Genomic DNA, 26,279 nt, shown 5'->3' on the forward strand with positions numbered 1-26,279 from the left:
GAGTTGTGTCATAGATGGAGCCTTTAGTCACTCATAAAGGAAAAGCCGCTGTGCTTAACCGTATTAATGTAGATACAGATCAAATCATTCCGAAACAGTTTTTGAAAAGAATCGAACGAACAGGATATGGCCGATTTGCCTTTTTTGACTGGCGATATTTAGCAGATGGCAGTCCGAATCCAGATTTTGAACTCAATCAGCCGATTTATGAAGGAGCCTCTATTTTGATCGCAGGCGAAAACTTTGGCTGCGGATCATCAAGGGAACATGCGCCTTGGGCACTTGATGATTATGGCTTCAAAATTGTCATTGCCCCATCTTTCGCCGATATTTTTCATCAAAACTGTTTTAAAAATGGGATGCTTCCAATCCGCCTTGATTATGATGTGTGGAAAACGTTTGCTGCATCATATGAAAACAAAGGATATGAAATGACAGTTGATCTGGAAAAACAACAGATTCAAGACCATGAAGGGAATGTTACTCCTTTCGATGTAGATCCACACTGGAGAGAAATGCTCCTGAATGGCTATGATGAGATTTCATTAACATTGTTACTAGAAGATGAGATTCAGGCATTTGAAGAGAAACGTAGCAGCTGGCTGCGTGCATAAACAACGAGAAGCCGTCCCCGTGGTGTGACGGCTTCTTTTTTGCATGAAAACCTCTCGTTACTTGTGTTTACTAACCTTCGTTGGTAAACTGATAAAAAATATGCGCCCGAAAGGAACGTAAGCATGAAACATGACAAGAAGAAAGATAATGTCATTTTGTTTCCTGGTCTGAAAGAAAGACTGATTGAAAAAGGAATGGCAGCATTAAAAGATAAACAGTATCAAGAGGCGCTTCACTTATTTTCAGAAGCGAAATCGTATGATGACGATGAAGAATCCGATATTCATCTCGGTATGGCGATTTGTTTTCTAGAGCTTGGTGAGCTGCAGGATGCAAAGCGAGTATGTGAAAAGATGCTACATGAAGGATATGGACACTATTTCACTGTGCTTCAAGTGTATATGACCATCTTAATTCAGCTGAAAGAGTACGAGGAAGTCAAACAAACAATTGAGGCTGTCCTTGAAGAAAATCACCTTCCAGCAGAAAGCGCGGAGCATTTTTATAAGCTGCTTGAATTTAGCAGAAAGATGATTGAATCACCAGAAGAGATTTTAGACGAAGACGAGGAAGGCAGCGGAGAAATCAATATAGATGAAATGCTCGAGCGGCCAGAAGAGCAGGTGCAGTTCATCCATTCGCTGAAAGACCGAAACATCACGCCGCATATGGGTCTATTAAATACGATCCTACAAAAGCCTGATGGAAACCCTTTGGTCAAATCATTGATCCTGCAACTTCTGTCAGATCATGATGTGGCAAAGCCGGTTCATGTGACGAAGTTCGGTGATTCTTTAACGCTTGTTCCTTCTGAGGCTGTCAAGCCAGAGCAAATGCCACTGCTTCAGCAAGTCCTTCGAAAGCTCGATGACACACTCGGCAATGAGAACCCAACCCTTTACCAAGGGGTTGAAGAGTTATGGCGCCGGCACTTATTTGTGCTATATCCATTTCTTCCAAAATATACGGATCCGAATCTTTGGGCTGCGGCACTTCATAAAGTCGGCTATGAAATGCATGGAATCGAGATTGACCTCGAAGAATTGCATTTATTGTATGATTTTAACGAACGAGAGCTGAGAGAAGCTTGTACAATGCTGAAAGATATTGAAGAAATTTCTTATTTGTAATTTGTCGATTTAGTTGAAAGACGGACTTGTTATGTTATAATATAATGGTTGTATTTGTGCATATATCGTGCGGTTGTAAGATTCCAACGGTTGAAAGACGTTATGTATAATCAAGTCAAATGTTGTATACATAAGACCGCTTCTTTAGCGGAGTGCGTGGTTTTTGATTGGACGAAGTCTTTATGATGCTTTAGAATGTAACAACGCACAATCTGAATAGATTTTTGGAGGGAAACACACATGTCAGTAAAATGGGAAAAACAAGAAGGTAACGAAGGTGTCTTAACAGTAGAAGTTGACGCTGAAACATTTAACAAAGCACTTGATGATGCATTTAAGAAAGTAGTTAAGCAAGTATCAATCCCTGGATTCCGTAAAGGGAAAGTACCACGTGGTCTTTTCGAGCAGCGTTTTGGAGTAGAATCTCTTTATCAAGATGCACTAGATATTCTTCTTCCAGTTGAATATCCGAAAGCAATCGACGAAGCTGGTATCGAGCCGGTTGACCGCCCTGAAATCGATGTTGAGAAAATCGAAAAAGGCGAAAGCTTAATCTTCACTGCAAAAGTAACAGTGAAGCCAGAAGTAAAACTTGGTGACTACAAAGGTCTTAACGTAGAAAAAGACGACACATCTGTATCTGATGAAGATGTCCAAGAAGAGTTAAAAGCTATGCAAAACCGTCAAGCTGAGCTTGTTGTCAAAGAAGAAGGCGCAATCGAAAACGGCGATACAGTTGTTCTAGATTTCGAAGGATTCGTTGATGGAGAAGCATTCGAAGGCGGAAAAGCTGAGAACTACTCTCTTGAAGTAGGTTCTGGTTCATTCATCCCTGGTTTCGAAGAGCAATTGGTTGGTCTTGAAGCAGGTGCAGAAAAAGACGTTGAAGTGACATTCCCAGAAGAATATCATGCTGAAGACCTTGCAGGTAAACCAGCTGTATTCAAAGTGAAAATTCATGAAATCAAAGCAAAAGAACTTCCAGCACTTGACGATGAGTTCGCTAAAGATGTTGATGAAGAAGTAGAAACGATTGCAGAATTAACTGAAAAAACGAAGAAACGTCTTGAAGAAGCAAAAGAAAACGAAGCAGAAGGCAAACTTCGTGAAGAGCTAGTAGCAAAAGCTTCTGAAAATGCGGAAGTTGACGTTCCTCAAGCGATGGTTGACACTGAGCTAGACCGCATGATGAAAGAATTCGAACAACGTCTTCAAATGCAAGGGATGAACCTTGAGCTTTACTTCCAGTTCTCTGGACAAGATGAAGATGCGCTAAAAGAGCAAATGAAAGAAGATGCTGCTAAACGCGTAAAATCTAATCTTACTCTTGAAGCAATTGCTGCTGCAGAAGACCTACAAGTGTCTGATGAAGAAGTGGAAGAAGAACTTTCAAAAATGGCTGAAGCATACAACATGCCAGTTGAAAATATCAAACAAGCGATCGGTTCTACTGAAGCAATGAAAGAAGATTTAAAAGTTCGTAAAGCAATTGATTTTCTTGTAGAAAACCGTTAATATGGTGCATAATAATAAAACAGGGCGCGAGTGACTCGTGCCTTGTTTTGTACAATTTTTGACTTATCATCGCTTCTTTTGGAAACGATAGTGTAAGTCGCATCTTTCTGTCATACATATCTCAATGTGCAGTGTTACAAACACATCATTACCGTCTTTTAGGAAAGTATGGTAAAATGCATACATACTGGACCCAGAAGGGTAGCTGACTGTTAGCTACAGGCAAGTGAAGAAGAATAAGGGGTGAAAGAATGTTTAAATTCAACGAGGAAAAAGGTCAATTAAAATGCTCGTTTTGCGGAAAAACGCAAGATCAAGTGCGTAAACTGGTCGCAGGACCTGGCGTATATATATGTGATGAATGTATCGAGCTTTGCACGGAAATAGTTGAAGAAGAGCTCGGTACTGAGGAAGAAGTTGAATTCAAGGATGTTCCGAAACCTCATGAAATCCGGGAAATTCTTGATGAATATGTCATCGGACAAGAGAATGCGAAGAAATCCTTAGCTGTAGCGGTTTATAACCATTACAAGCGGATTAATTCCAACAGTAAGATTGATGATGTTGAGCTTTCGAAAAGTAACATTTCTATGATTGGGCCAACAGGAAGCGGTAAAACATTACTTGCTCAAACGCTTGCACGTATTTTAAATGTTCCATTTGCGATTGCAGATGCGACGTCTTTAACGGAAGCAGGTTACGTTGGGGAAGACGTAGAGAATATTTTACTAAAGCTGATCCAAGCAGCAGATTATGATGTAGAAAAAGCTGAAAAAGGCATTATCTACATTGATGAGATCGATAAAGTAGCAAGAAAATCAGAAAACCCTTCTATCACTCGTGATGTATCTGGGGAAGGTGTACAGCAAGCCCTTTTGAAAATTCTTGAAGGAACGGTCGCTAGTGTACCGCCTCAAGGTGGACGTAAGCATCCTCATCAAGAATTCATTCAAATTGATACAACAAATATCCTCTTCATTTGTGGTGGAGCCTTTGACGGCATTGAGCAAATCATCAAACGCCGCCTAGGTCAAAAAGTGATTGGATTCGGTGCGGAAAATAAAATTGAAGATCTTGAAAAAGAAGTCCTTCTATCAAAAGTTCTGCCAGAAGACTTACTTCGCTTCGGTTTAATCCCAGAATTCATCGGTCGTCTTCCGGTTATTGCAAGCCTAGAGCCGTTAGATGAAAAAGCACTTGTAGAAATCTTGACGAAGCCTAAAAATGCGCTCGTTAAGCAATATACAAAAATGCTTGAGCTTGATGATGTTGAGCTTGAGTTTGAAGAAGATGCTCTTAGCGAAATTGCGAAAAAAGCAATTGAGCGTAAAACAGGAGCACGTGGTCTTCGCTCCATCATTGAAGGCATCATGCTTGATGTGATGTTTGATCTTCCATCTCGTGATGATATTGAGAAATGTGTCATTACTGGTGAAACGGTTGCTGATGGTGAGCCGCCACGTCTTGTCTTAAAAGACGGTACAGTCGTGAATAAAGATACAAAAACATCGGCATAAGCCCATTTGAATGACTCCTGAATCTTTTGATTCAGGAGTTTTTTATTTATCGTGGAAGTTGTGTTTATTCCGTCCAGCTCTAGGAAATACTAGCAGACAGAAACCAATACATAACGATAGATGAAGGAGGGAGCACCGATTGAGCTGGACAGGAATCGTATTATTCATACAACTGTTCTTTGGTATCGTCATCGGGTTGTACTTTTGGAACTTACTGAAAAATCAGCGCACACAAAAGGTGACGATCGATAAAGAATCAAAGAAAGAAATGGAAGCACTCAGAAAGATGCGATCCATTAAACTGAGTGAACCTTTATCAGAGAGAGTCCGGCCAAAGGGGTTTCAAGATATTGTAGGGCAGGAAGACGGTATACGTGCACTTAAAGCTGCCCTGTGTGGACCGAACCCGCAACATGTCATCGTCTATGGACCGCCTGGTGTTGGAAAAACAGCTGCTGCTCGTCTAGTGATGGAAGAGGCGAAGCGTCACGCTGATTCACCATTTAAAAAAGATGCAGTATTTGTTGAACTTGATGCCACAACGGCAAGATTTGATGAACGAGGCATCGCAGACCCCTTAATTGGTTCCGTACATGATCCCATTTATCAAGGAGCAGGGGCCATGGGACAGGCAGGCATTCCGCAGCCGAAACAAGGAGCCGTCACACATGCTCATGGCGGCGTTCTCTTTATCGATGAAATTGGAGAACTTCATCCGATTCAAATGAACAAAATGCTCAAAGTGCTAGAAGATCGAAAAGTGTTTTTAGACAGTGCTTATTACAGTGAAGAAAATACGCAAATCCCGAATCACATCCATGATATTTTTCAAAATGGGTTACCCGCTGATTTTCGACTGATTGGCGCCACGACAAGAACACCAGACGAAATTCCGCCGGCTATTCGATCAAGATGTTTGGAGATTTTCTTCAAGGATTTGGATCAGCATGAGCTGAAAATTGTTGCAGCTAAAGCAGTCGAGAAAATACAGAAGGAATTAAGTGACGAAGGACTGAACCTGTTAACATCTTATGTGAAAAATGGACGTGAAGCGGTCAACATGGTACAGATCGCCGCAGGTATGGCTGTCACTGAAAACCGAAAAGATATTACGATCGCCGATGTAGAATGGGTCATTCATTCAAGCCAGCTGACACCAAGATATGAACAAAAAGTACCGGAAAAGCCAAAGGTAGGAGTAGTAAATGGTCTTGCCGTGTATGGACCGAACAGCGGGGCTCTGCTTGAAATTGAAGTGAACATTTGTAAAGCGCTTGAAAAAGGCAGTATCAATATTACTGGTATTGCGGAAGAAGAAAGCATCGGCAATCAGTCTAAATCGATCAGACGGAAAAGTATGGCGAAGGGCTCAGTTGAAAATGTATTAACCGTGCTTCGAAACTTAGGCATACGAACAAATGAATATGATATCCACATTAATTTTCCGGCTGGTGCCCCGATTGATGGGCCGTCTGCTGGAATTGCGATGGCCACAGCCATTTTCTCAGCCATTCATCAAATCCCGATTGATCATTTAACGGCGATGACCGGTGAGATTGGATTACAAGGTCAGGTGAAGCCGATCGGCGGTGTCATACCAAAAATCAAGGCAGCCAAACAAGCAGGTGTCAAAACAGTGATCATCCCTTATGACAATCAGCAGTCGATCTTAAAAGAGATTGAAGGGGTGACGATTGTGCCTGTGAAGCACTTCCAAGAAGTGCTGGATCAGTGTTTGGTGAATCCGCCAGATGAGAAGAAAGATGGACTAGAAGAAGAAATGAAAAGGAAATCTGTTTAATCCCCATCTCATATGGGGATTTTTTAGTGAAATAGATCTTTTTTTCTTTTTCAAGATAAAAAGAAAGGGTATACTACGGTAAGATCATCATTTCTCAAGTCTTTTACATTGTACAAGACTGAAACAGGTATATTATAATGATTCATACTAGTGACGGAGGTGTCTATCAACATGGCAGATGAAATCAAAAAGAATGTTCCGCTCCTTCCACTGCGAGGCTTGCTTGTTTATCCAACAATGGTCTTGCATTTGGACGTTGGGCGCGAAAAGTCTGTTCAAGCATTAGAACAGGCCATGATGAACGATCATATGATTTTTCTAGCAACACAGCGGGAAATTTCAATAGATGAACCAGGTGAAGAGGAAATTTTCAAAGTCGGCACCTACACAAAAATTAAACAAATGCTGAAGCTGCCAAATGGAACGATCCGTGTGCTCGTCGAAGGCTTAAATCGAGCGCAGATCGAATCCTACATGGAGCTAGAAGACTATACGTCAGTTGATATTAAAGAGTTGACAGAAGAAGAATTAAAGGACGCAGAAGCAGAAGCACTCATGCGCACTTTGTTAGATCACTTTGATCAGTACATAAAAATTTCAAAAAAAATCTCAGCTGAAACATATGCAACGGTGACGGATATTGAAGAACCTGGAAGAATGGCGGATATCGTCGCTTCCCACCTGCCTTTGAAATTAAAAGACAAGCAAGAAGTGCTGGAAACAGTCGATGTCAAAAAACGGTTGAACCGGGTCATCAGTCTCATTCACAATGAAAAAGAAGTGCTAGAGATTGAAAAGAAAATTGGCCAGCGTGTCAAACGTTCAATGGAGCGAACGCAAAAAGAATATTATTTGCGCGAACAAATGAAAGCTATTCAAAAAGAGCTTGGAGACAAAGAGGGGAAAACAGGCGAAGTCAGTACGCTTATGGCTAAAATTGAAGAGTCCGGCATGCCAGATTCCGTTCGTGAAACGGCTTTAAAAGAACTGAACCGTTACGAAAAAATCCCTTCAAGCTCTGCTGAGAGTTCTGTCATTCGCAATTATATTGATTGGCTGATCAATCTGCCGTGGGGCACATATACAGAAGATCGTCTAGATTTAAAGCTTGCAAGCGAAATTTTAGATGACGAGCACCACGGGCTTGAAAAAGTAAAAGAGCGGGTACTCGAATATCTTGCTGTTCAAAAACTAACAAATTCATTAAAGGGACCGATTCTTTGCTTGGCAGGACCTCCTGGGGTAGGGAAGACGTCACTTGCTAAATCCATTGCCAAATCACTCGATCGAAAGTTTATCCGTATCTCTCTTGGCGGTGTACGTGATGAATCTGAGATCCGTGGTCATCGAAGAACCTATGTAGGTGCGATGCCTGGCCGTATCATTCGCGGGATGAGCAAGGCGGGCACGATGAATCCGGTCTTTCTTTTAGATGAAATTGATAAAATGTCTTCTGACTTTAGAGGAGATCCGTCTTCTGCGATGCTTGAAGTGTTAGATCCAGAGCAAAATCATAACTTTAGCGATCACTATATTGAAGAGACATTTGATTTGTCTCAAGTGTTATTTATCGCAACTGCCAACAATTTAGCAACCATTCCAGGTCCACTTCGTGATAGAATGGAGATTATCACGATTGCAGGGTATACGGAAGTTGAAAAAGCAGAAATTGTGAAAGATCACCTTCTGCCGAAGCAGCTAAAGGAGCACGGATTAAAGAAAGGGAACTTGCAGCTTCGTGAAGCAGCGATTTACGATATGATTCGCTATTACACGAGAGAAGCAGGAGTCCGCGGATTAGAGCGTCAGCTTGCGGCGATTTGCCGAAAAGCGGCAAGAGCAATTGTGGCTGAAGACCGCAAACGCATCACAGTGACGGAAAAGAACTTATCTGAATTCCTCGGAAAAAGACTTTACCGTTATGGTCAGGCGGAAACGACCGATCAGGTCGGCGTTGTCACAGGCCTTGCATATACCACAGTTGGCGGAGACACCTTGTCCATCGAGGTCTCACTCTCGCCGGGTAAAGGCAAGCTTTTGCTAACAGGTAAGCTCGGTGATGTCATGAGAGAATCTGCGCAGGCGGCATTCAGTTATATTCGTTCAAAAGCAGATGAACTGAACATTGATCCTCAATTTAATGAAAAGCACGATATTCATATCCATGTTCCAGAGGGTGCGGTTCCAAAGGACGGGCCATCAGCTGGTATTACCATTGCGACGGCTCTTGTATCAGCACTCACAGGACGTCCTGTTTCAAAAGAGGTTGGCATGACAGGAGAAATTACGTTAAGAGGAAGAGTGCTTCCGATTGGCGGATTAAAAGAAAAAGCATTAGGCGCACATCGTGCAGGACTGAAAACGATTATTCTTCCAAAGGACAATGAGAAGGATATTGATGATATTCCTGAAAGTGTGAGAGAAGGATTAACTTTTATTCCGGTTTCACATTTAGATGAGGTGCTTGAGAAAGCGTTAGTAGGAGAGGGAAGATGAAAGTAACAAAATCAGATATCGTCATTAGTGCGGTGAAACCAGAGCAGTACCCGAGCGGGGGACTGCCTGAGATCGCACTTGCTGGACGATCAAATGTTGGAAAGTCCTCGTTCATTAACTCATTGATTAATCGGAAAAATTTAGCGCGTACGTCTTCTAAACCAGGAAAGACCCAGACGCTTAATTTTTACATTATTAATGATATGCTTCATTTTGTGGACGTCCCCGGTTATGGCTTTGCGAAAGTATCAAAAACAGAGCGCGAAGCATGGGGGAGAATGATCGAAACGTATATTACAATGCGTGAAGAGTTAAAAGCAGTCGTCCAAATTGTGGATCTGCGTCATAAACCATCCGCAGATGATGTGAACATGTATGAATTCCTTAAATACTATGGAGTTCCTGTGATCATTATTGCGACAAAGGCCGATAAAATTCCAAAAGGCAAATGGGAAAAGCATGCGAAAGTCGTCAAACAGACACTCGACATCGATCCATCAGATGAATTAATCCTTTTCTCTTCTGAAACAAAAAAGGGAAAAGATGAAGCCTGGAATGCGATCCTTGCGAAGATTAACAGCTAAAAAAAGGCATCTGCTATGTGCAGATGCCTTTTTATTGTATAAGTTATTTCCTTTTTAAAAATAATAAGAGGAGACTGACGGCAATCAATACATATGGCCAGTACAATTCAAAACCGGAAGTAGGGATCGAAAGTGTGCTAAGTTGCTTCGTAATTTGTTGAAAGAAATAAAGGAATAGACCGAGTGCAATGAGAACAATACTTTCTATTCGATATTCCTTTTTCTGTGATGACTTCATCAAAAGTGCAAGGCCGACGATGAACACAATCATCGTAAATGTATCTGGCCAGTGTTCTAATTTCGGCTGAAGGATAAAGTGTAGCGCAAGGCCTGTCATGAGCATACCGATAAACACATGAGAGGTTTCCTGTTCCTTCTTTCCTTGATATAAGAAAGCAAGGCCAAAAAGCAGTACAAGTGTATACCATTTCTCCTGATCTTTCCAAATGTCAAATTGATCTCCTGAGAGAATGGCATATAGCGCTACAGCCAGCAAAGTGAGCGGCAGCAAAATAGATTTCTTCTTCAAAGATGTCACCTTCTTATAAGCAGATCATTTGTCCGCACGCGCCAAATCTGATAAATTGCTTGAAGTGATGATATGGCATTCGATGTCGAACATTTTTCTACTATATCACAACATTTTTGAAATCTGTTCACAATTTTTATCCAGTTAAAAATGAATATATGTTATAATCATTATAAATAATAAATTCTATATTGTAATTATTATAAATTAGACAGGGCGTTGGGGGTGCAAGCTGAAGTTATGCATATTCTTGTTGTGGGTTTAGATTATAAAACAGCCCCTGTTGAGATACGGGAACAGCTGAGCTTTGAACCGAGCGAGCTCGGAACAGCGATGTCCAAGCTTAAAGAAGAAAAAAGCATTCTAGAGAATATCGTCATCTCAACATGTAATCGAACAGAGATCTACGCAGTTGTAGATCAGCTTCATACTGGTCGGTTTTATATAAAAAGATTTTTAGCAGATTGGTTCGGTTTAGAAAAAGAAGATGTCTCTCCATATTTGAAGTTTTATGAAAATGATGGAGCGGTTGAGCATTTATTCCGAGTTGCCTGTGGACTTGATTCTATGGTCATTGGTGAAACACAAATACTCGGTCAAGTGCGCTCAAGCTTTAAAGTCGCTCAAGAGGAGAAGACCATTGGTACCGTTTTCAATTATTTGTTTAAGCAGTCGGTAACAGTTGCGAAGCGCTCTCATGCGGAAACAGATATTGCGTCTAATGCTGTATCTGTCAGCTATGCGGCAGTGGAACTTGCCAAAAAAATCTTTGGACGTCTTTCTGATAAACATGTCCTTATTCTTGGTGCGGGTAAAATGGGCGAGCTGGCGGCTCAAAACCTTCAAGGTCAAGGGATTGGCCAGGTAACAGTCATCAATCGAACGTTCGAAAAGGCCAAAGAACTGGCCGGCCGTTTTTCAGGAGAGCCTAAGAGCTTGAATCAATTAGAAAAAACTTTATCTGAAGCGGATATTTTAATTAGCTCTACTGGGGCTAAACAATTTGTGATCACAAAAGAAATGGTCGAAAAAGCGAACAAACAGAGAAAAGGCAGACCTCTATTCATGGTGGATATTGCAGTACCACGTGATTTAGATCCAGCTATTTCTGAAGTAGAAGGTGCTTTTTTGTATGACATTGATGATCTTGAGGGTATTGTGGCAGCCAACCTGAAAGAGCGACGTGCAGTAGCTGAAGAGGTGGAGCTTCTCATCGAAGCTGAAATTGTGGAATTTAAGCAATGGCTTAATACGCTCGGAGTGGTTCCTGTGATTTCTGCTTTAAGAGAAAAAGCACTCTCGATTCAAGCGGATACGATGCAAAGCATCGAACGAAAGCTTCCAAACCTCACAAATCGTGAAATGAAGCTGTTAAATAAACATACGAAAAGCATCATCAATCAAATGCTGAAAGATCCTATCTTAAAGGCCAAAGAAATTGCCGGGGAGCCGAATGCAGAGGAAAAACTTTTACTCTTTAAAGAAATCTTTGATTTACAGGTTGAAGATGAAGAGCAAAAGGCAGAGCCGATGCAGGTGGAGCAAGGGGCATTTCAGCTGTTTAAAACAAATATGGCACAAGGCCTTGCTACAGTTGCCAGTGAGTGATTAGGCGATGATGGAATCCATTGTAGCGAGACTAGGTGAAGCGACGATCTTGATCTATGCACTCAGTGTCTTGTTCTATTTCATAGATTTTCTTCAACACAACCGGAAGGCTGGAAAAATGGCTTTCTGGTTGCTTTCTATTGTCTGGCTGCTGCAAACAGTCTACATGTTTTATATTATGATGGAAACAGACCGATTCCCTGTGTTGAATGTAGCAGAGGGGTTATATTTTTATACGTGGGTGCTTGTGACATTGTCACTTGTTTTGACAAAAGTATTACGTGTTGAATTTATTGTGTTTTTTACAAATGTGATTGGTTTTTCCATGATGGCGATTCACACCTTTACACCATCCGATCTTCATTCTGCCGAACTGACGGGAAAGCTGACGAGTGAGCTGCTCGTCATTCATATTACGATGGCCATTTTATCATACGGCGCTTTTTCACTTTCATTTGCTTTTTCACTCCTCTATCTATTTCAATATCGTTTGCTGAAAAAGAAAAAGTGGGGAAAATGGCTTTTGAGAATTGAAGACTTATCAAAGCTTGATCACATGGCGTATGTCTTAAATATTATTGGCGTGCCGATGCTCTTGCTTAGTTTAATTCTTGGCATTATATGGGCATATATTTCGTATGATACGTTGTACTGGACAGATGCAAAGGTGCTCGGTTCGTTTATTATGCTGTTTTTATACGGCTTTTACTTATACATTAGACTGGTGAGAAATATGCAGGGCAAAATCGTGGCGCGATGGAATGTCGCTTCATTTCTTGTGCTGATGATCAATTATTTTCTGCTTGGTAGCTTATCAACCTTTCATTGGTTTCAATAATGATGAGTCTTAAGGGCATTGTCGGGAGGAAGACGTAATGCGTACAATTAAAGTAGGTTCTAGACGAAGCAAACTTGCGATTACACAAACAAAATGGGTCATTCAAAAGTTGTCTGAACTAAACCCTTCTTATTCTTTTGAAATTAAAGAGATTGTGACAAAGGGTGATCAAATTTTAGATGTGACCTTATCAAAGGTTGGCGGAAAAGGTCTGTTTGTTAAAGAGATTGAACAGGCAATGCTGAACCATGACATTGATATGGCGGTACACAGCATGAAAGATATGCCGGCCTCTCTTCCGGAAGGTTTAGTCATCGGCTGTATTCCTGAGCGTGAAGATGTGCGGGATGCATTGATTTCAAAGGATCATCTTCGTCTTCATGAACTACCAAAGGGAGCGGTTGTGGGAACGAGCAGCTTACGGCGCAGTGCTCAGCTTCTTCAGGAGAGACCAGATCTTGAGATTAAATGGATCCGCGGAAACATTGATACGAGACTCGAAAAACTGAAAAATGAAGAGTATGATGCGATTATTCTAGCGGCTGCCGGATTGTCTAGAATGGGTTGGAGTCAAGAAGTCGTGTCGGAATTTTTATCTCCTGATACTTGCCTTCCTGCTGTGGGGCAGGGCGCATTGTCGATAGAATGCCGCGGAGATGACGAAGAGCTCTTGCAGCTGTTAGCTCAATTCACAAATGAGTATACAAAGAAAACGGTCCTTGCTGAAAGAGCCTTCCTTAAGAAAATGGATGGAAGCTGTCAAGTGCCGATCGCTGGTTACGCAACGATGAATGAGCGTGATGAAATTGAATTGACAGGTCTTGTGGCATCTGCGGATGGGCATACGATTATTCGAGAAACCGTAACAGGTACTGACCCTGAGGCAATCGGAACAGCATGTGCGAAGCAGATGGCTGATAAGGGAGCAAAGGATTTGATCGACAAGGTGAAAAAGGATCTGTCTTCCCAATGACGATAGCCAAATCGCTTTACGGACAGACGGTGCTTGTCACTCGAAATGAACGTCAAGCGGGTGCGTTTCAGCAGAAAATTGAAGCGCTGAACGGCCATGCTGTTTTAACCTCTCTTATCAGGTTTGAACCAACGCTGACAAAAGAAAAAGCGAAGGCATTTTTAGAAGATTTAGAAGCAAGCCATTGGCTTGTGTTTACAAGTGTAAATGGTGCGTCTTTTTTTCTCAGTTATATAGAGAAGCATCAATTACATCAAAGCTTATCCCACTTGAAAGTGGCGGCCGTAGGTGAAAAAACATCTGCCTATCTGATGCAGCACGGCTTAAAAGTGGATGTGGTTCCAGAGCGATTTATAGCAGAAGAACTGGCAGATGCTTTAATTGATCATGTACACCCAGAAGAATGTGTCTTTGTAGCAAAAGGCCACTTGTCACGAGATGTGGTGAAGAATACCCTCGTTCCGCTTGGCATTGACGTAAAAGAGTGGATTATATATGAAACAGTGAAGGATGAGGACGGAATTATCGCACTCAAGTCGGCAATGATGGAGCAATCATTTGATTTTATTACATTTACAAGCTCCTCCACTGTTCATTCTTTTATGCACGCCATGGAGGCTGATATCGATAGATTAGCTGCATCAGACACATGTTTTGTGAGCATCGGTCCTCTTACACAAGAGGCACTGCTTCAATACGGGATTTCTTCTGAAACCCCAGATACTTATACGATAGACGGGATGCTTGATTTGATGTGCCGTTTATCTGAAAGGAAGTTGAACCAATGATGAAATTTAACAGACACCGCAGATTGCGTACAAGCGCAGGAATGAGAGAATTGGTGAGAGAAACATTTTTAAGACCCTCTGATTTCATTTATCCCATCTTTTTTGTAGAGGGAGAGAATGTCCGGAAAGAAGTCCCTTCAATGCCGGGTGTCTATCACATTTCAGTTGATCTTGTGAAAGAAGAAGTCCAAGAGCTTGTTGACCTTGGGATTAAATCTATCATTGTTTTTGGGGTACCAGACCATAAAGACCATGTAGGCAGTGAAGCTTATCACGATCATGGGATTGTTCAAAGAGCAACGCTTGAAATCAAAAAGCATTTCCCAGAGCTTGTGGTCATTGCTGATACTTGCTTATGCCAATATACAGATCACGGACATTGCGGAATCGTTGAAGATGGAGAAGTTTTAAATGATGAATCTCTTCAGCTCTTAGCGAAAACTGCTGTCAGTCAGGCTCGTGCAGGTGCAGATATCATTGCTCCATCAAACATGATGGATGGCTTTGTTATCGCAATTCGTGAGGCGCTTGATGAGGCCGGCTTTGTTCATGTGCCTGTGATGTCATATGCTGTGAAATATGCAAGTGCTTTTTACGGTCCGTTTCGTGATGCGGCGCATAGCACACCGCAGTTTGGAGATCGTAAAACGTATCAAATGGACCCTGCAAACCGCTTAGAAGCACTGAGAGAAGCGCAGTCTGATGTAGAAGAAGGCGCTGACTTCCTGATCGTGAAGCCGTCACTTTCATACTTAGATATCATGCGTGATGTGAAAAATGAATTTACACTTCCTGTTGTTGCGTACAATGTGAGCGGAGAGTATGCAATGGTCAAAGCAGCAGCTCAAAATGGGTGGATTTCTGAAAAAGAGCTTGTTCTTGAAATGCTGACTAGCATGAAACGTGCAGGCGCAGAATTAATCATTACGTATCATGCAAAAGATGCAGCGAAATGGCTCTCAGAATAAAGAACGGATAGACAGGAGGACGTTGAAATGGGACGTAGCTATGAAAAGTCAAAGCAAGCATTTAAAGAAGCGCAGCAGTTAATGCCGGGTGGTGTGAACAGCCCTGTGCGCGCATTTAAATCAGTCAATACAGACCCGATTTTTATGGAACGAGGCAAAGGCGCAAAAATATACGATATTGACGGAAATGAATATATTGATTATGTCTTATCGTGGGGACCGCTTATTTTAGGGCATACAAATGACCGTGTGGTTGAAAGTATTCAACGAGTAGCTGAACATGGTACAAGCTTCGGTGCTTCTACTTTAGTTGAAAATGAATTAGCTAAGCTTGTATCAGAACGAGTTCCTTCTATTGAGGTCATTCGTATGGTCAGCTCTGGAACAGAGGCGACGATGAGTGCGCTTCGTCTAGCACGTGGTTTTACAGGCAGAAACAAAATTGTGAAATTTGAAGGCTGTTATCATGGCCACGGTGATTCTTTGCTTATTAAAGCTGGTTCGGGTGTGGCAACGCTTGGACTTCCGGATAGCCCTGGTGTCCCTGAAGGTACAGCAAGCAATACGATCACCGTTCCATACAATGATTTAGAAAGCATCAAAGTCGCTTTTGAAGAATTTGGAGACGACATTGCAGGTGTCATTGTAGAACCAGTTGCAGGAAATATGGGGGTTGTCCCTCCGCAAGAAGGTTTCTTGCAAGGATTGAGAGACATCACCGAGCAATATGGCTCTTTACTCATTTTTGATGAGGTCATGACAGGCTTCCGTGTGGATTATCATTGTGCCCAAGGCTATTTTGGCATTACGCCTGATCTGACATGTCTTGGTAAAGTCATCGGAGGCGGCCTGCCAGTTGGTGCTTATGGCGGTAGAGCGGACATTATGAGACAAATTGCGCCAAGCGGCCCGATATATCAAGCAGGAACGTTATCCGGTAACCCGCTTGCGATGACAGCAGGTCTTGAAACATTAAAACAGCTGACACCTGAGTCTTATGAAGAGTTTAGACGCAAAGGAGATCGTTTGGAAGAAGGCATTTCAAAAGCGGCGAAAGCACATGGGATTCCACTAACATTTAACCGTGCAGGTTCCATGATTGGATTCTTCTTTACAAACGAACAAGTCGTCAATTACGATACAGCGAAAACAGCTGACCTCGCTTTATTCGCTGAATTCTACAAGGAAATGGCTGATCACGGCATCTTCCTTCCACCTTCACAATTCGAAGGGCTGTTCCTATCAACTGCTCATACGGATGAAGACATCGAGTATACGATTGAGACAGTTGAAAAGGTATTTCAAAAATTAGCTCAGTAACCAAAAGCCGATATGGAGACATATCGGCTTAGATCGTTGACAAAGGGTTAAAATGAACTTTATTTTAGCCCTTTGTCTTTTTTTCAGCGTGAAAGAAAACCTTTGCAGTCTAGGAAGGACGAGTACTGGAGCGGAGCGAATTTGACATTCGTGAGCACCAGCGCGCAGGACTGACATCGAATGCGAGGGTTTGTCTACACGCTGAGCCGATATGGAGACATATCGGCTTTTTGCTTTGCATAAAACCAATCATATTTTCACCGCCTCTTTCATACACCTGTATTGACATCTAATTTTATTTTGAAGGATTAGATGAAAGGAGGACACCGACTTGTCTCAAAACAATCGATTACAGTTTTCGGTAGAAGAGTCCATTTATTTCAAAAACGGACAGGAAGTCAGTGAGCTGCTGTCAATTTCTCTCGATCCTGACATTCTCGTTCAAGAAGTGAATGATTATGTTTCCATTAGAGGTTCACTCGAGCTAACAGGAGAATACAACATAAATCAAGAGGAGCTAATGGGTGAATCCAGTTCCTATGCATCATACAGGCAGGCTGATGAGGTGAAGGTAAGAGAGGACGGAACGGCTGAGCTGCTGCATCAATTTCCGGTGGATATCACGATCCCCAAGAACAAAATTAGTCATTTAAATGATGTATTTGTGTTTATTGATGCATTTGATTACCAGCTGACAGAAAGCCGTTTGCTCACGATTCAGGCTGATTTGGCCATTGAAGGTCTGTTAGATGAAGGAACGCCTGAACCGCTTGTAGAAGAGCCATATGAATTTGTCCATCGTGCTGAAGAGGAATATGGCGATGTCACTTATGAATATCAGGCGCAGTCTGAATATGAAGAGCAAGAAATGCTGCCACGTGAAGAGCATGAAGAAAATGCAGAACAGCAGGCCGTTTTGCAACATGAAGCGCGAACTGAACAAGAAGAGGATGAAATAGACATCGAGACGGTGATGGTGGAAGAAGCAGAAGAAGAGGAGGAATATGAGGAAGAAGAAGCCGTGGCGCTTGGGTATCGTTCCTTCCCAGAAGCTCAAGTTCAAGAGCCGCCATTCTTTGACCCGCCTAAGCTGTTAGAAGAAGAGGAGCGGGATGATACGTTCTTTGAGGTGGAAGTGAGGAAAGACCCTGAAGCAGAGAGCAAGGAAGAAGAAGAGCCGCCAGCTTATCCAGCCTTTGAATCACCTGCTTATCAGATGGAACAGACGCAGGAAGAGCGGGATGACAGCTATCAGTTCGAACGATTATATGAACGTGAAGCACCAAAGGTGTATGAATCAGCTCAAGAAGCTGAGGAGTTTGAACATGACCAGAGAGAAGCGTCTGGCAGTGAGAATTCTCTTTATTTAACGAAGCTGTTCGCTAAGCAGGAGGAGGAAGATTTTTCTCGCATGAAAATATGTATAGTTCAGCAAGAAGATACGGTCGATCGTATTTGTGAGCGATATCAGTTGAATGTGCAGCAGCTCCTTCGAACGAATTCATTGTCGGTGGATGCAGAGCTTGAAGAAGGGCAGATTCTTTATATTCCTGAATATCAAAAAAGCAATGCATAGTATGAGATGATGGACCGAGAAAATGTGGTGAGAGAACGTGGATGAAATCCAATCTGTCCTATACGAATATGGGCTTGAGGCTGAATATATCGAACCTGTCAGTCCAGCTGTCGTTAGAGTGTATACAAAGCAGGGCGTATTTGCACTAAAGCGAGTAAAACCCCATCGACAAATGCAATTTACAGAGCAAATGCTTGAACTAGAATCAAAAGGCTATCGCTCCTTTGTGCCGATTTATCGCACGAAGAGCGGTTCCTTTTTCTCTAATCATCGAGAAAGCCAGTACACGTATTACCTCATGCCATGGCTGACGAATGAAAAGAGAGAAGAGCAGGACGATAAACATGAATATTTATTTCAAGAGATTGCAAGACTTCATAAACGAACAGAAGTCATGATGGACATTACTGAGCAGGAAATAGAGGCTCACTACACCCAAATGAAAAGCAAATGGGAAACAGAGAAAGACATGTATGAACGATTTATCGAGCGGGCAGAACAAACATGGTATATGTCGCCATTTGAGCTGGCTGCTGCTATGTATTTTTCAGAAGCGATGTCTGCAAGTGAATTTGCACTTGAACGTTTAGAGGATTGGCATGAGGAAATGAAAGACCAAGAGACGACACGTATTGTGTTAAACCATGGACAATTGTCGATCCATCACTTTTTGTACAATGATGTAGGTACAGGACATTTCACCAATTTTGAGCGGTCCAAAAAGGCTGCCCCCATTTATGACCTTTTGACCTTTTACTATCGTACATTCAAAACCTACCCTACTCCTTGTCCTGAATGCACATCTTTGTTTTATACGTATCAAAAGGGAAATAAACTTCGTGAGGAAGAGATTCATTTGTTCTTGAGCTACCTCGCTTATCCGCAGGGTTTGTTTGATACGGTGAAAGCCTATGAAGCAGGCGGACAGGATGAGATGGAAAGTTGTCAGGAGCTGTTAAGGGCGTATTGGCAAATGAAAAATTCTGAGCCGACCGTCATGAGAATACACGAAATTGAGCAAGCTAGACGCCTTGAAGAAGAACAAAATGCCTCGTCATCAGAAGAGTGACGAGGTTGTTTGCTGTCAAATGTCTAATATGGGGTAATCGTTACATAAGAGTGAGCCTGCAGCTTTCAGCTCTCTTAAAACCAATCAAGATGAAAGGCACAGGCGAGAAATATGAGAATTCCTAAGATGAGGACGTCAAATGTTGTGGGAAAAATGATCGTGCGAAAGCCTTGAAATATGGCAATCGGGAGAACGACTTGGGAGGCAACTGCCCGAATTTGTCTAAGCCATGGGGGGAGTGTGTAAGGATTGATCTTTTTCAAAATAAAACGCCCTCCTTCTTTATTTTGTTATTATCATATGGGCAATAAAGCAAAGGGTGCCTGCCCAATTTGTATAAAGAAGAAGAAAAGCGGAAAAGATGATTGACGAAAACAAAAGGCATTTAGTAATATTAATAAAAGATGAGTATAAGCTGATGAACGTGATATATCGTAAGCGTGGATCAGGAAGAGTACGAGCAAGACCCTAAAGAGAGGGAAACCAATAGCTGAAAGGTTTTCTAGGATGCACTTGTTTGGAAGGTCGCCTGTGAGCTTAATTTCTTGAAACATGTAGTAGAGAAATTCGGGAGATCCCCGTTATCCTTTAGAGAGTACGGGACACGTCTAAGTGTTTCGTGAAAAAAGGTGGTACCGCGAAAAAGCTTTTTCGTCCTTTTATAAGGATGAGAAGGCTTTTTTATGTTTCATCAGCCGAAAAAATGTGGAGGTAACACAAATGGAAACAAATAATCAAGAAATGCCAACAAAGTACGATCCAAATGCGATTGAAAAAGACCGCTATACGTACTGGCTTGAAGGGAAATTCTTCGAAGCACAAAATGACAAAACGAAAGATCCATATACAGTCGTCATTCCTCCACCAAACGTGACAGGAAAATTACACTTAGGGCATGCTTGGGATTCAACCCTTCAAGACATCGTGACTCGTATGAAACGGATGCAGGGCTATGATGTTTTATGGCTGCCAGGAATGGACCATGCGGGTATTGCAACACAAGCCAAGGTAGAGGCGAAGCTTCGCGAAGAAGGTGTGAGCCGCTATGATCTCGGACGTGAAAAATTTGTAGAAGAAACGTGGAAATGGAAAGAAGAGTATGCCGATTTTATTCGCAGCCAGTGGGCGAAAATGGGTCTAGGTCTAGACTATTCGCGTGAGCGTTTCACATTAGATGAAGGCTTGAATAAAGCGGTCCGCCAAGTGTTTGTTCAATTGTATGAAAAAGGATTGATCTATCGCGGAGAATACATCATTAACTGGGACCCAGCAACAAAAACGGCCCTTTCTGATATTGAAGTCATCTACAAAGATGTGCAAGGTGCGTTTTATCACTTGAGATATCCGCTTGCAGATGGATCAGGTTCGATTGAAATTGCGACAACAAGACCTGAAACGATGCTGGGAGATACGGCAGTCGCTGTACATCCTGAAGATGAACGCTATCAGCATTTGATTGGGAAAACAGTTGTTTTACCAATTACAGGCCGAGAGATTCCAATCGTCGGGGATGACTATGTCGATATGGAATTTGGATCAGGAGCTGTAAAAATTACGCCGGCTCATGACCCGAATGACTTCGAGCTTGGAAACCGTCATAACCTAGAGCGCATTCTTGTGATGAATGAAGATGGCACAATGAATGGAAACGCACTTCAATACAAAGGAATGGACCGCTTCGAATGTCGTAAACAGCTTGTGAAAGATCTTCAAGAAGAAGGCATTTTGTTCAAAATTGAGGACCACATGCATTCAGTTGGTCACAGTGAGCGCAGTGGCGCTGTAGTGGAGCCATATTTATCAACACAATGGTTTGTGAAAATGCAGCCGCTCGCAGATGAAGCCATCAATCTGCAAAAAGGTGATGAGCAAGTTCAATTTGTTCCAGACCGATTTGAAAAGACGTATTTACACTGGATGGAAAATATCCGTGACTGGTGTATTTCTCGTCAGCTATGGTGGGGACACCGCATTCCGGCTTGGTATCATAAAGAAACGAAGGAAGTATACGTGGGACTTGATGCGCCAGAAGATATTGAAAACTGGGAGCAAGATAACGATGTACTTGATACATGGTTTAGTTCAGCGCTTTGGCCTTTCTCTACAATGGGCTGGCCAGATGCAGAAAGTGAAGACTTCAAGCGCTACTACCCAACCAATCTGCTTGTAACAGGCTATGACATCATCTTCTTCTGGGTCTCTCGTATGATCTTCCAAGGTCTTGAATTCACAGGAGAAAAACCATTTAAAGATGTCCTCATTCACGGTCTTATCCGCGATGAACAAGGGCGTAAAATGAGTAAGTCACTTGGCAACGGAATTGATCCAATGGAGGTTATCGACAAGTACGGAGCGGATTCATTGAGATATTTCTTAGCGACTGGAAGCTCTCCAGGTCAAGATTTACGTTTTAGCTTTGAAAAGGTTGAATCCACTTGGAACTTTGCGAACAAAATTTGGAACGCATCCCGTTTTGCTCTCATGAATATGGATGGTTTAACGTATGATGAGCTTGATTTGACAGGAGAAAAATCAGTTGCTGATCAATGGATTTTAACACGCTTAAATGAAACAATTGAAAGTGTCACACAGCTTGCTGATAAGTATGAATTTGGTGAAGTGGGCAGACATTTATACAACTTCATTTGGGATGATTTCTGTGATTGGTACATTGAAATGGCGAAACTTCCGCTTTATGGAGAAGATGAAGCGGCGAAGAAAACGACTCGTTCGATCCTTGCGTATGTATTAGATCAAACGATGAGACTTCTACATCCGTTTATGCCGTTCTTAACAGAAGAAATCTGGCAGCATCTGCCTCACGAAGGTGAGTCTATTACGGTTGCGAAATGGCCTGAAGTGAAGCCTGAGCTTTCAAACGAACAGGCTTCTGCTGATATGAAACTGCTTGTTGAACTGATTCGTTCTGTTCGTAACATTCGCAGTGAAGTCAACACACCAATGAGCAAACAAGTTGAGCTTTACATTAAAGCATCTACGTCTGATGTTCAGGAACGTTTAGAGAAAAATCGTTCATATATTGAGCGCTTCACGAATCCAAGTGTTCTTGAAATTGGCACAGATGTCCCTGCTAGTGATAAAGCGATGACAGCAGTTATTTCTGGAGCAGAACTCATTCTGCCGCTTGAAGGCTTAATCAATTTAGACGAAGAAATTGCCCGTCTGCAAAAAGAGCTTGATAAGCTGACAAAAGAAGTTGAGCGCGTACAGAAAAAACTTGGGAATGAAGGCTTTATGAAAAAAGCGCCTGAAAGCGTCGTAGAAGAAGAGCGTGCGAAAGAACGTGATTATGTCGCAAAACGCGAAGCTGTTCAAAAGCGTATTGAAGAGCTGAAAGCATAAGAGTGAAAAGACGGCTCCTAATAAATTGGAGTCGTCTTTTTTGAAAATTTCGTATGAAATGAGAGATGACATTGTTTACAACCTATCATGAAGCCATTGAATGGATTCATAGCAGACTCGCCTTCGGTGTCAAACCGGGACTTGAACGAATGAAATGGCTGATGGACAGACTAGACCATCCTGAACAAAAAATAAAAGCGGTGCATGTAGCTGGAACAAATGGAAAAGGATCAACGATTGCATTTACTCGATCCATTTTACAGTCAGCGGGCTATTCAGTTGGAACCTTCACCTCACCATTTATTTTAACGTTCAATGAACGAATTAGTGTTAATGGGGAGCCGATTTTGGACGAAGAGTGGCTGAGTTTGGTGAACGAAATCAAGCCTTTAGTTGATGAATTAGATGATACAGAGCTTGGTGCAGCAACAGAGTTTGAGATCATTACAGCCTGTGCGTTTGCTTATTTTGCCCATGTGCACCAAGTAGACTTTGTCCTCTTGGAAACAGGGCTTGGCGGAAGACTTGATTCTACAAATGTGGCAGCGCCCATCTTAACAGCAATTACGTCGATTGGTCACGATCATATGGCCATTTTAGGCGACACACTTGATCAGATTGCAGCAGAAAAAGCTGGCATTATTAAAACTGGGATTCCGATGATCACGGCCGTTCATCAAGCGGATGCTCTTACTGTGATACAACACAAAGCCGAAGAAAAGAATGCGCCGTTTATCTCGTTATATGATACTTGTACCTTTAAGGACCAGCAGCCGACAGAAACAGGTGAACGCTTCACATTCACTACCCCAAAAAGGGAGTACTCGCAGCTAGAGACAGGGTTAATCGGAACGCATCAAAGGCAGAACGCCTCCCTTGCCGTTCTACTGATCGAATGGCTGGAGCAAGAAGGATATATCCATGTGCTAGATGAGCAAGTGTATGAAGGAATTCGGCAAGCGGTGTGGGCTGGAAGATTTGAAAAAATCCAAGATGAGCCTCTTGTTTATTTAGATGGTGCTCATAACGAAGAAGGAATGGACCGTTTAATCGAAACTGTACAAGCTCATTTTTCCAGTAAAAAGGTTCATGTATGTTTTAGTGCGTTAAAAGATAAACCTTACAAACAAATGATCGAAAAACTTGAAAGGATTAGTTCATCGATTCATTTTGTTTCCTTTGACTTTCCAAGGGCTGAGTCAGCGGAAAAGCTTTATGATTGCAGTCATTTAGAAGCAAAATCGTTTGATGAAGACCCTCGTGCAGTGCTTGAGTTCATTCAGAAGAAAAGAGATGACCCTTCAGCAATGATTCTGGTGACAGGTTCCCTTTATTTTATCTCAGATGTACGAAGTCGTATTTTACAGTAAGGAAAAGACGCACATTGCTTCTATGCAGTGTGCGTCTTTTTTCTTTTGATATGTAGGAGAGGGGGAAAATCACTTTTTCGCAAGGTGATCAAAGGTGAATCGCTATGGTACAATCCGGTCTATTCTATTTACGGAAGGAGTCACCTAATTTGATTGATTTTTTTATGTTTTTCACAGGCATGGTCATGGGGTCATTTTTTCATCTAGTTGGTGAGAGGCTTCCAATGAAGCGGTCTATTCTTTTTCCTCGTTCACACTGCGGAGCTTGTAAAGAGCCGCTTTCTTTTCACGACATGCTCCCGCTTGTTTCTTATATTGTATTGAAAGGGTCATGTAAGCATTGTGGAACCCGGCTCTCTTTGCTTTATCCACTGGTTGAGCTGTTGACAGGTGGCCTTTTTTTCCTCGTTTATAGACATGCTGGTTTCTCTTTTGAGGGCCTTTTTCTTGTGAGTCTATGTAGTTTATTCGTGATTGCTGTCGTGAGCGATCTTTTTTATATGAGAGTACCCAACGAGCTCTTTCTCTTCTTTTTTCCTCTTTTCGCCATATACCGCACGCTAGAACCGCTTTTTATTTGGTGGGAAGCAGCGGCATCTCTTCTTATTTGTTTTCTTTTGTTTTATAGTTTAGAACATTTCAAGCCAAATAGTATGGGGGGAGCGGATGTCAAACTATTTGGTGTGCTTGCATTTTGCTTCGGATTTAAGCCGTTTCTGATCATTCTTTTTCTTTCGTCTGTCACGGGAATGGTTTACGCAAAGGTGTTTTCTTACAAGGCAAATGAACCCTTTCCTTTTGTTCCTGCCATCGCTTGTTCTTTCTGGCTTTATCTTTTTTGTGGTGATTTGTTAAGCCCAATTCGCGATTTTTTTGGATGAGAAAATTGGCGAACACTTTTTGAACCTGCCGACAAAAGTCTTGTTCTTTTTTTTATTGGCTATGTTAAAGTGTGAAACAGAAAGAAGGACGGGTTACATTCGCGCTATTTCATTGGACAGAAAGGTCTTTCTTACAAACAATGTCAGAAAGCGGGGAATGACAGTGAAAAAAAGGCAGGCAAAAAAACAAGGGTTAAAGGTCAATATTAATGGCAAGGAAGAAATGCTGCATGGAGAAGAGCATCAGCCTCAAAAACAGCAAGAGGATCAAGTGATGTTTTCGAACTGGGAGGAAAAGAGGCAGTCGGAACAGGAGACAGCCGCTTCCGGGGAAGAACCGTCTAAACCGAAAGAAGAAGATTTTCAATGGGACGATGCGGCTGATCACATTTATCATTCGGATCCAAAGGTCGTCACACCTTATCAAAAGAAAAAAGGTTCTTTTGAACAGAAGTTCAGTAAAAATCGCGGTCCCTTCAAACGAGTGATGACAACGATTGTGTTTGCAGTCGTTCTAGGGACAGGCCTCGGTGTATTTGCACTAAGTTTAAGTAAAGATGGGTCTGCCAATCCATCAGGAGGCGATCATATCAGCGTCTCAGCATCTGGAAGCGGACCTTCGGCGAAAGCTGGGGGAGATGCACCATCGGCTGATCTTGCAAATACGTCAAAGGACAATGAAGGTGAAAAAAGTGCATCAGGTCATTTTTCAACCTTTGTGGTGCAGGCTGGAAAGTTTTCTTCTGAAAAAGGAGCAGATGACTTAGTTGACAGTTTAAAAGAGGCTGGATATGCAGGTAAAAAGGTATCAATGGATGATGGATATTATGTGATTGCCGGACTTGCCACAGAACAAGGCATGACAAGTGCCGTTGGGAAAAAATTGATCGACCAGCACTTTGAAGCATGGGGAGGAAAAGAGCTCTCGTTTCAAGTGCCGGATGAGCTGACAGGTTTAATAGAGAAGGCATCTGTCTTATCCTCTAAGATGATTGCAGGAGATGATGTGGATCAAAAAGAAGTCACTCAGTTGATTTCTGAGCTTGAAAATGCCAAAACAACCGACGCACCAGCTAAAAGCAGTTTGCTGAAAGCTGTAAAGCTTTTAAATGACCCATCTGCTGAAAATGGCTGGAAATCTCAGCAAGCGCTATTAGATCAACTAAATACGTAAAATCATGTTTTTAACAGCCAAACTAGTCAAAAAAATGACTAGTTTTTTTCTTTTGCTTCCAACATAATGATGGAGGAACATGAAAATGGCATTTTCGTTAATTGTCGGTAAGATGTTCATTTGATAGGATGAATGGGTATCTTACTTCTTAGGCTAAACCCTGA

Annotated in this window: 20 protein-coding genes, 1 pseudogene and 1 other annotated feature; of the genes and pseudogenes, 19 read left to right on the forward strand and 2 right to left on the reverse strand. The window is 42.1% G+C overall.

What is annotated here, in order from left to right; genetic code table 11:
* Window positions 1–14: 14 nt before the first annotated feature.
* From leuD to yihA, 7 genes are all read left to right on the forward strand, one after another.
* Complete coding sequence (gene leuD, locus ACTJKA_RS02895) at window positions 15–614, forward strand: 3-isopropylmalate dehydratase small subunit (protein WP_008342843.1); 600 nt, start codon at window positions 15–17, stop codon at window positions 612–614.
* 123 nt (window positions 615–737) lie between these two features.
* Window positions 738–1,745, forward strand: coding sequence for a DNA damage checkpoint antagonist DdcA (gene ddcA, locus ACTJKA_RS02900; protein WP_008342841.1), 1,008 nt, complete (start codon window positions 738–740; stop codon window positions 1,743–1,745).
* Between the two features lie 240 nt (window positions 1,746–1,985).
* Window positions 1,986–3,260, forward strand: a complete 1,275-nt coding sequence (tig, locus tag ACTJKA_RS02905) for a trigger factor (protein ID WP_017358146.1) — start codon at window positions 1,986–1,988, stop codon at window positions 3,258–3,260.
* Window positions 3,261–3,511: 251 nt separating this feature from the next.
* A complete protein-coding gene (gene clpX / locus ACTJKA_RS02910; RefSeq protein WP_017358145.1) occupies window positions 3,512–4,777 on the forward strand; it encodes an ATP-dependent protease ATP-binding subunit ClpX in 1,266 nt (421 codons plus the stop codon).
* A gap of 139 nt (window positions 4,778–4,916) precedes the next feature.
* Window positions 4,917–6,578 (forward strand): ATP-dependent protease LonB, encoded by a 1,662-nt coding sequence (lonB, locus tag ACTJKA_RS02915; RefSeq protein WP_007501566.1) that lies wholly within the window; start codon window positions 4,917–4,919, stop codon window positions 6,576–6,578.
* A 171-nt stretch (window positions 6,579–6,749) separates the two neighbouring features.
* A complete protein-coding gene (lon, locus tag ACTJKA_RS02920; protein WP_007501564.1) occupies window positions 6,750–9,074 on the forward strand; it encodes an endopeptidase La in 2,325 nt (774 codons plus the stop codon).
* A complete protein-coding gene (gene yihA, locus ACTJKA_RS02925) occupies window positions 9,071–9,658 on the forward strand; it encodes a ribosome biogenesis GTP-binding protein YihA/YsxC (protein ID WP_007501562.1) in 588 nt (195 codons plus the stop codon). The genes lon and yihA overlap by 4 nt, the downstream gene beginning before the upstream one ends.
* Before the next feature lie 43 nt (window positions 9,659–9,701).
* On the opposite strand, the gene ACTJKA_RS02930 is transcribed toward yihA, so the two are convergent.
* Window positions 9,702–10,187, reverse strand: coding sequence for a hypothetical protein (locus ACTJKA_RS02930; RefSeq protein ID WP_007501561.1), 486 nt, complete (start codon window positions 10,185–10,187; stop codon window positions 9,702–9,704).
* A gap of 240 nt (window positions 10,188–10,427) precedes the next feature.
* Between ACTJKA_RS02930 and hemA the strand changes: the two genes are divergently transcribed.
* From hemA to ysxE, 8 genes and pseudogenes are all read left to right on the forward strand, one after another.
* A complete protein-coding gene (gene hemA, locus ACTJKA_RS02935; protein ID WP_322536442.1) occupies window positions 10,428–11,795 on the forward strand; it encodes a glutamyl-tRNA reductase in 1,368 nt (455 codons plus the stop codon).
* A gap of 7 nt (window positions 11,796–11,802) precedes the next feature.
* A complete protein-coding gene (locus ACTJKA_RS02940; protein ID WP_008342830.1) occupies window positions 11,803–12,633 on the forward strand; it encodes a cytochrome c biogenesis protein in 831 nt (276 codons plus the stop codon).
* A 37-nt stretch (window positions 12,634–12,670) separates the two neighbouring features.
* Window positions 12,671–13,606, forward strand: a complete 936-nt coding sequence (hemC, locus tag ACTJKA_RS02945; RefSeq protein ID WP_268359688.1) for a hydroxymethylbilane synthase — start codon at window positions 12,671–12,673, stop codon at window positions 13,604–13,606.
* Window positions 13,603–14,394, forward strand: a complete 792-nt coding sequence (locus ACTJKA_RS02950) for a uroporphyrinogen-III synthase (protein ID WP_007501556.1) — start codon at window positions 13,603–13,605, stop codon at window positions 14,392–14,394. The genes hemC and ACTJKA_RS02950 overlap by 4 nt, the downstream gene beginning before the upstream one ends.
* On the forward strand, window positions 14,391–15,362 hold the full coding sequence (gene hemB / locus ACTJKA_RS02955) for a porphobilinogen synthase (protein ID WP_046344140.1): 972 nt from the start codon (window positions 14,391–14,393) through the stop codon (window positions 15,360–15,362). Before ACTJKA_RS02950 ends, hemB begins: the two co-directional genes overlap by 4 nt.
* 27 nt (window positions 15,363–15,389) lie before the next feature.
* Window positions 15,390–16,682 carry a glutamate-1-semialdehyde 2,1-aminomutase gene (hemL, locus tag ACTJKA_RS02960; protein ID WP_008342821.1) on the forward strand — a complete coding sequence of 431 codons (1,293 nt, stop codon included), beginning with the start codon at window positions 15,390–15,392 and terminating at the stop codon, window positions 16,680–16,682.
* Between the two features lie 331 nt (window positions 16,683–17,013).
* A pseudogene (locus ACTJKA_RS02965) lies at window positions 17,014–17,493 on the forward strand (LysM peptidoglycan-binding domain-containing protein); the annotation flags it as partial.
* A gap of 802 nt (window positions 17,494–18,295) precedes the next feature.
* The gene (ysxE, locus tag ACTJKA_RS02970; protein WP_171465633.1) at window positions 18,296–19,327 is read left to right on the forward strand and encodes a spore coat protein YsxE; all 1,032 of its coding nucleotides are present in this window, start codon (window positions 18,296–18,298) and stop codon (window positions 19,325–19,327) included.
* Between the two features lie 74 nt (window positions 19,328–19,401).
* On the opposite strand, the gene ACTJKA_RS02975 is transcribed toward ysxE, so the two are convergent.
* Complete coding sequence (locus ACTJKA_RS02975) at window positions 19,402–19,590, reverse strand: hypothetical protein (protein WP_003216497.1); 189 nt, start codon at window positions 19,588–19,590, stop codon at window positions 19,402–19,404.
* A gap of 169 nt (window positions 19,591–19,759) precedes the next feature.
* Window positions 19,760–19,989 (forward strand) — a binding site (T-box leader).
* Between the two features lie 58 nt (window positions 19,990–20,047).
* Here ACTJKA_RS02975 and ACTJKA_RS02980 point away from each other — a divergent pair.
* From ACTJKA_RS02980 to ACTJKA_RS02995, 4 genes are all read left to right on the forward strand, one after another.
* On the forward strand, window positions 20,048–22,690 hold the full coding sequence (locus tag ACTJKA_RS02980; RefSeq protein WP_017367728.1) for a valine--tRNA ligase: 2,643 nt from the start codon (window positions 20,048–20,050) through the stop codon (window positions 22,688–22,690).
* A 65-nt stretch (window positions 22,691–22,755) separates the two neighbouring features.
* Window positions 22,756–24,060, forward strand: coding sequence for a bifunctional folylpolyglutamate synthase/dihydrofolate synthase (locus tag ACTJKA_RS02985; RefSeq protein ID WP_440607620.1), 1,305 nt, complete (start codon window positions 22,756–22,758; stop codon window positions 24,058–24,060).
* 149 nt (window positions 24,061–24,209) lie between these two features.
* The gene (locus tag ACTJKA_RS02990) at window positions 24,210–24,941 is read left to right on the forward strand and encodes a prepilin peptidase (protein ID WP_171465631.1); all 732 of its coding nucleotides are present in this window, start codon (window positions 24,210–24,212) and stop codon (window positions 24,939–24,941) included.
* 157 nt (window positions 24,942–25,098) lie between these two features.
* Window positions 25,099–26,115, forward strand: a complete 1,017-nt coding sequence (locus tag ACTJKA_RS02995) for an SPOR domain-containing protein (RefSeq protein WP_322535898.1) — start codon at window positions 25,099–25,101, stop codon at window positions 26,113–26,115.
* Window positions 26,116–26,279: the final 164 nt, after the last annotated feature.

Origin of the sequence: Bacillus sp. 22190, from assembly GCF_052045575.1 — a bacterium.
GTDB classification, from domain to species: Bacteria; Bacillota; Bacilli; order Bacillales; family Bacillaceae; genus Bacillus; species Bacillus altitudinis.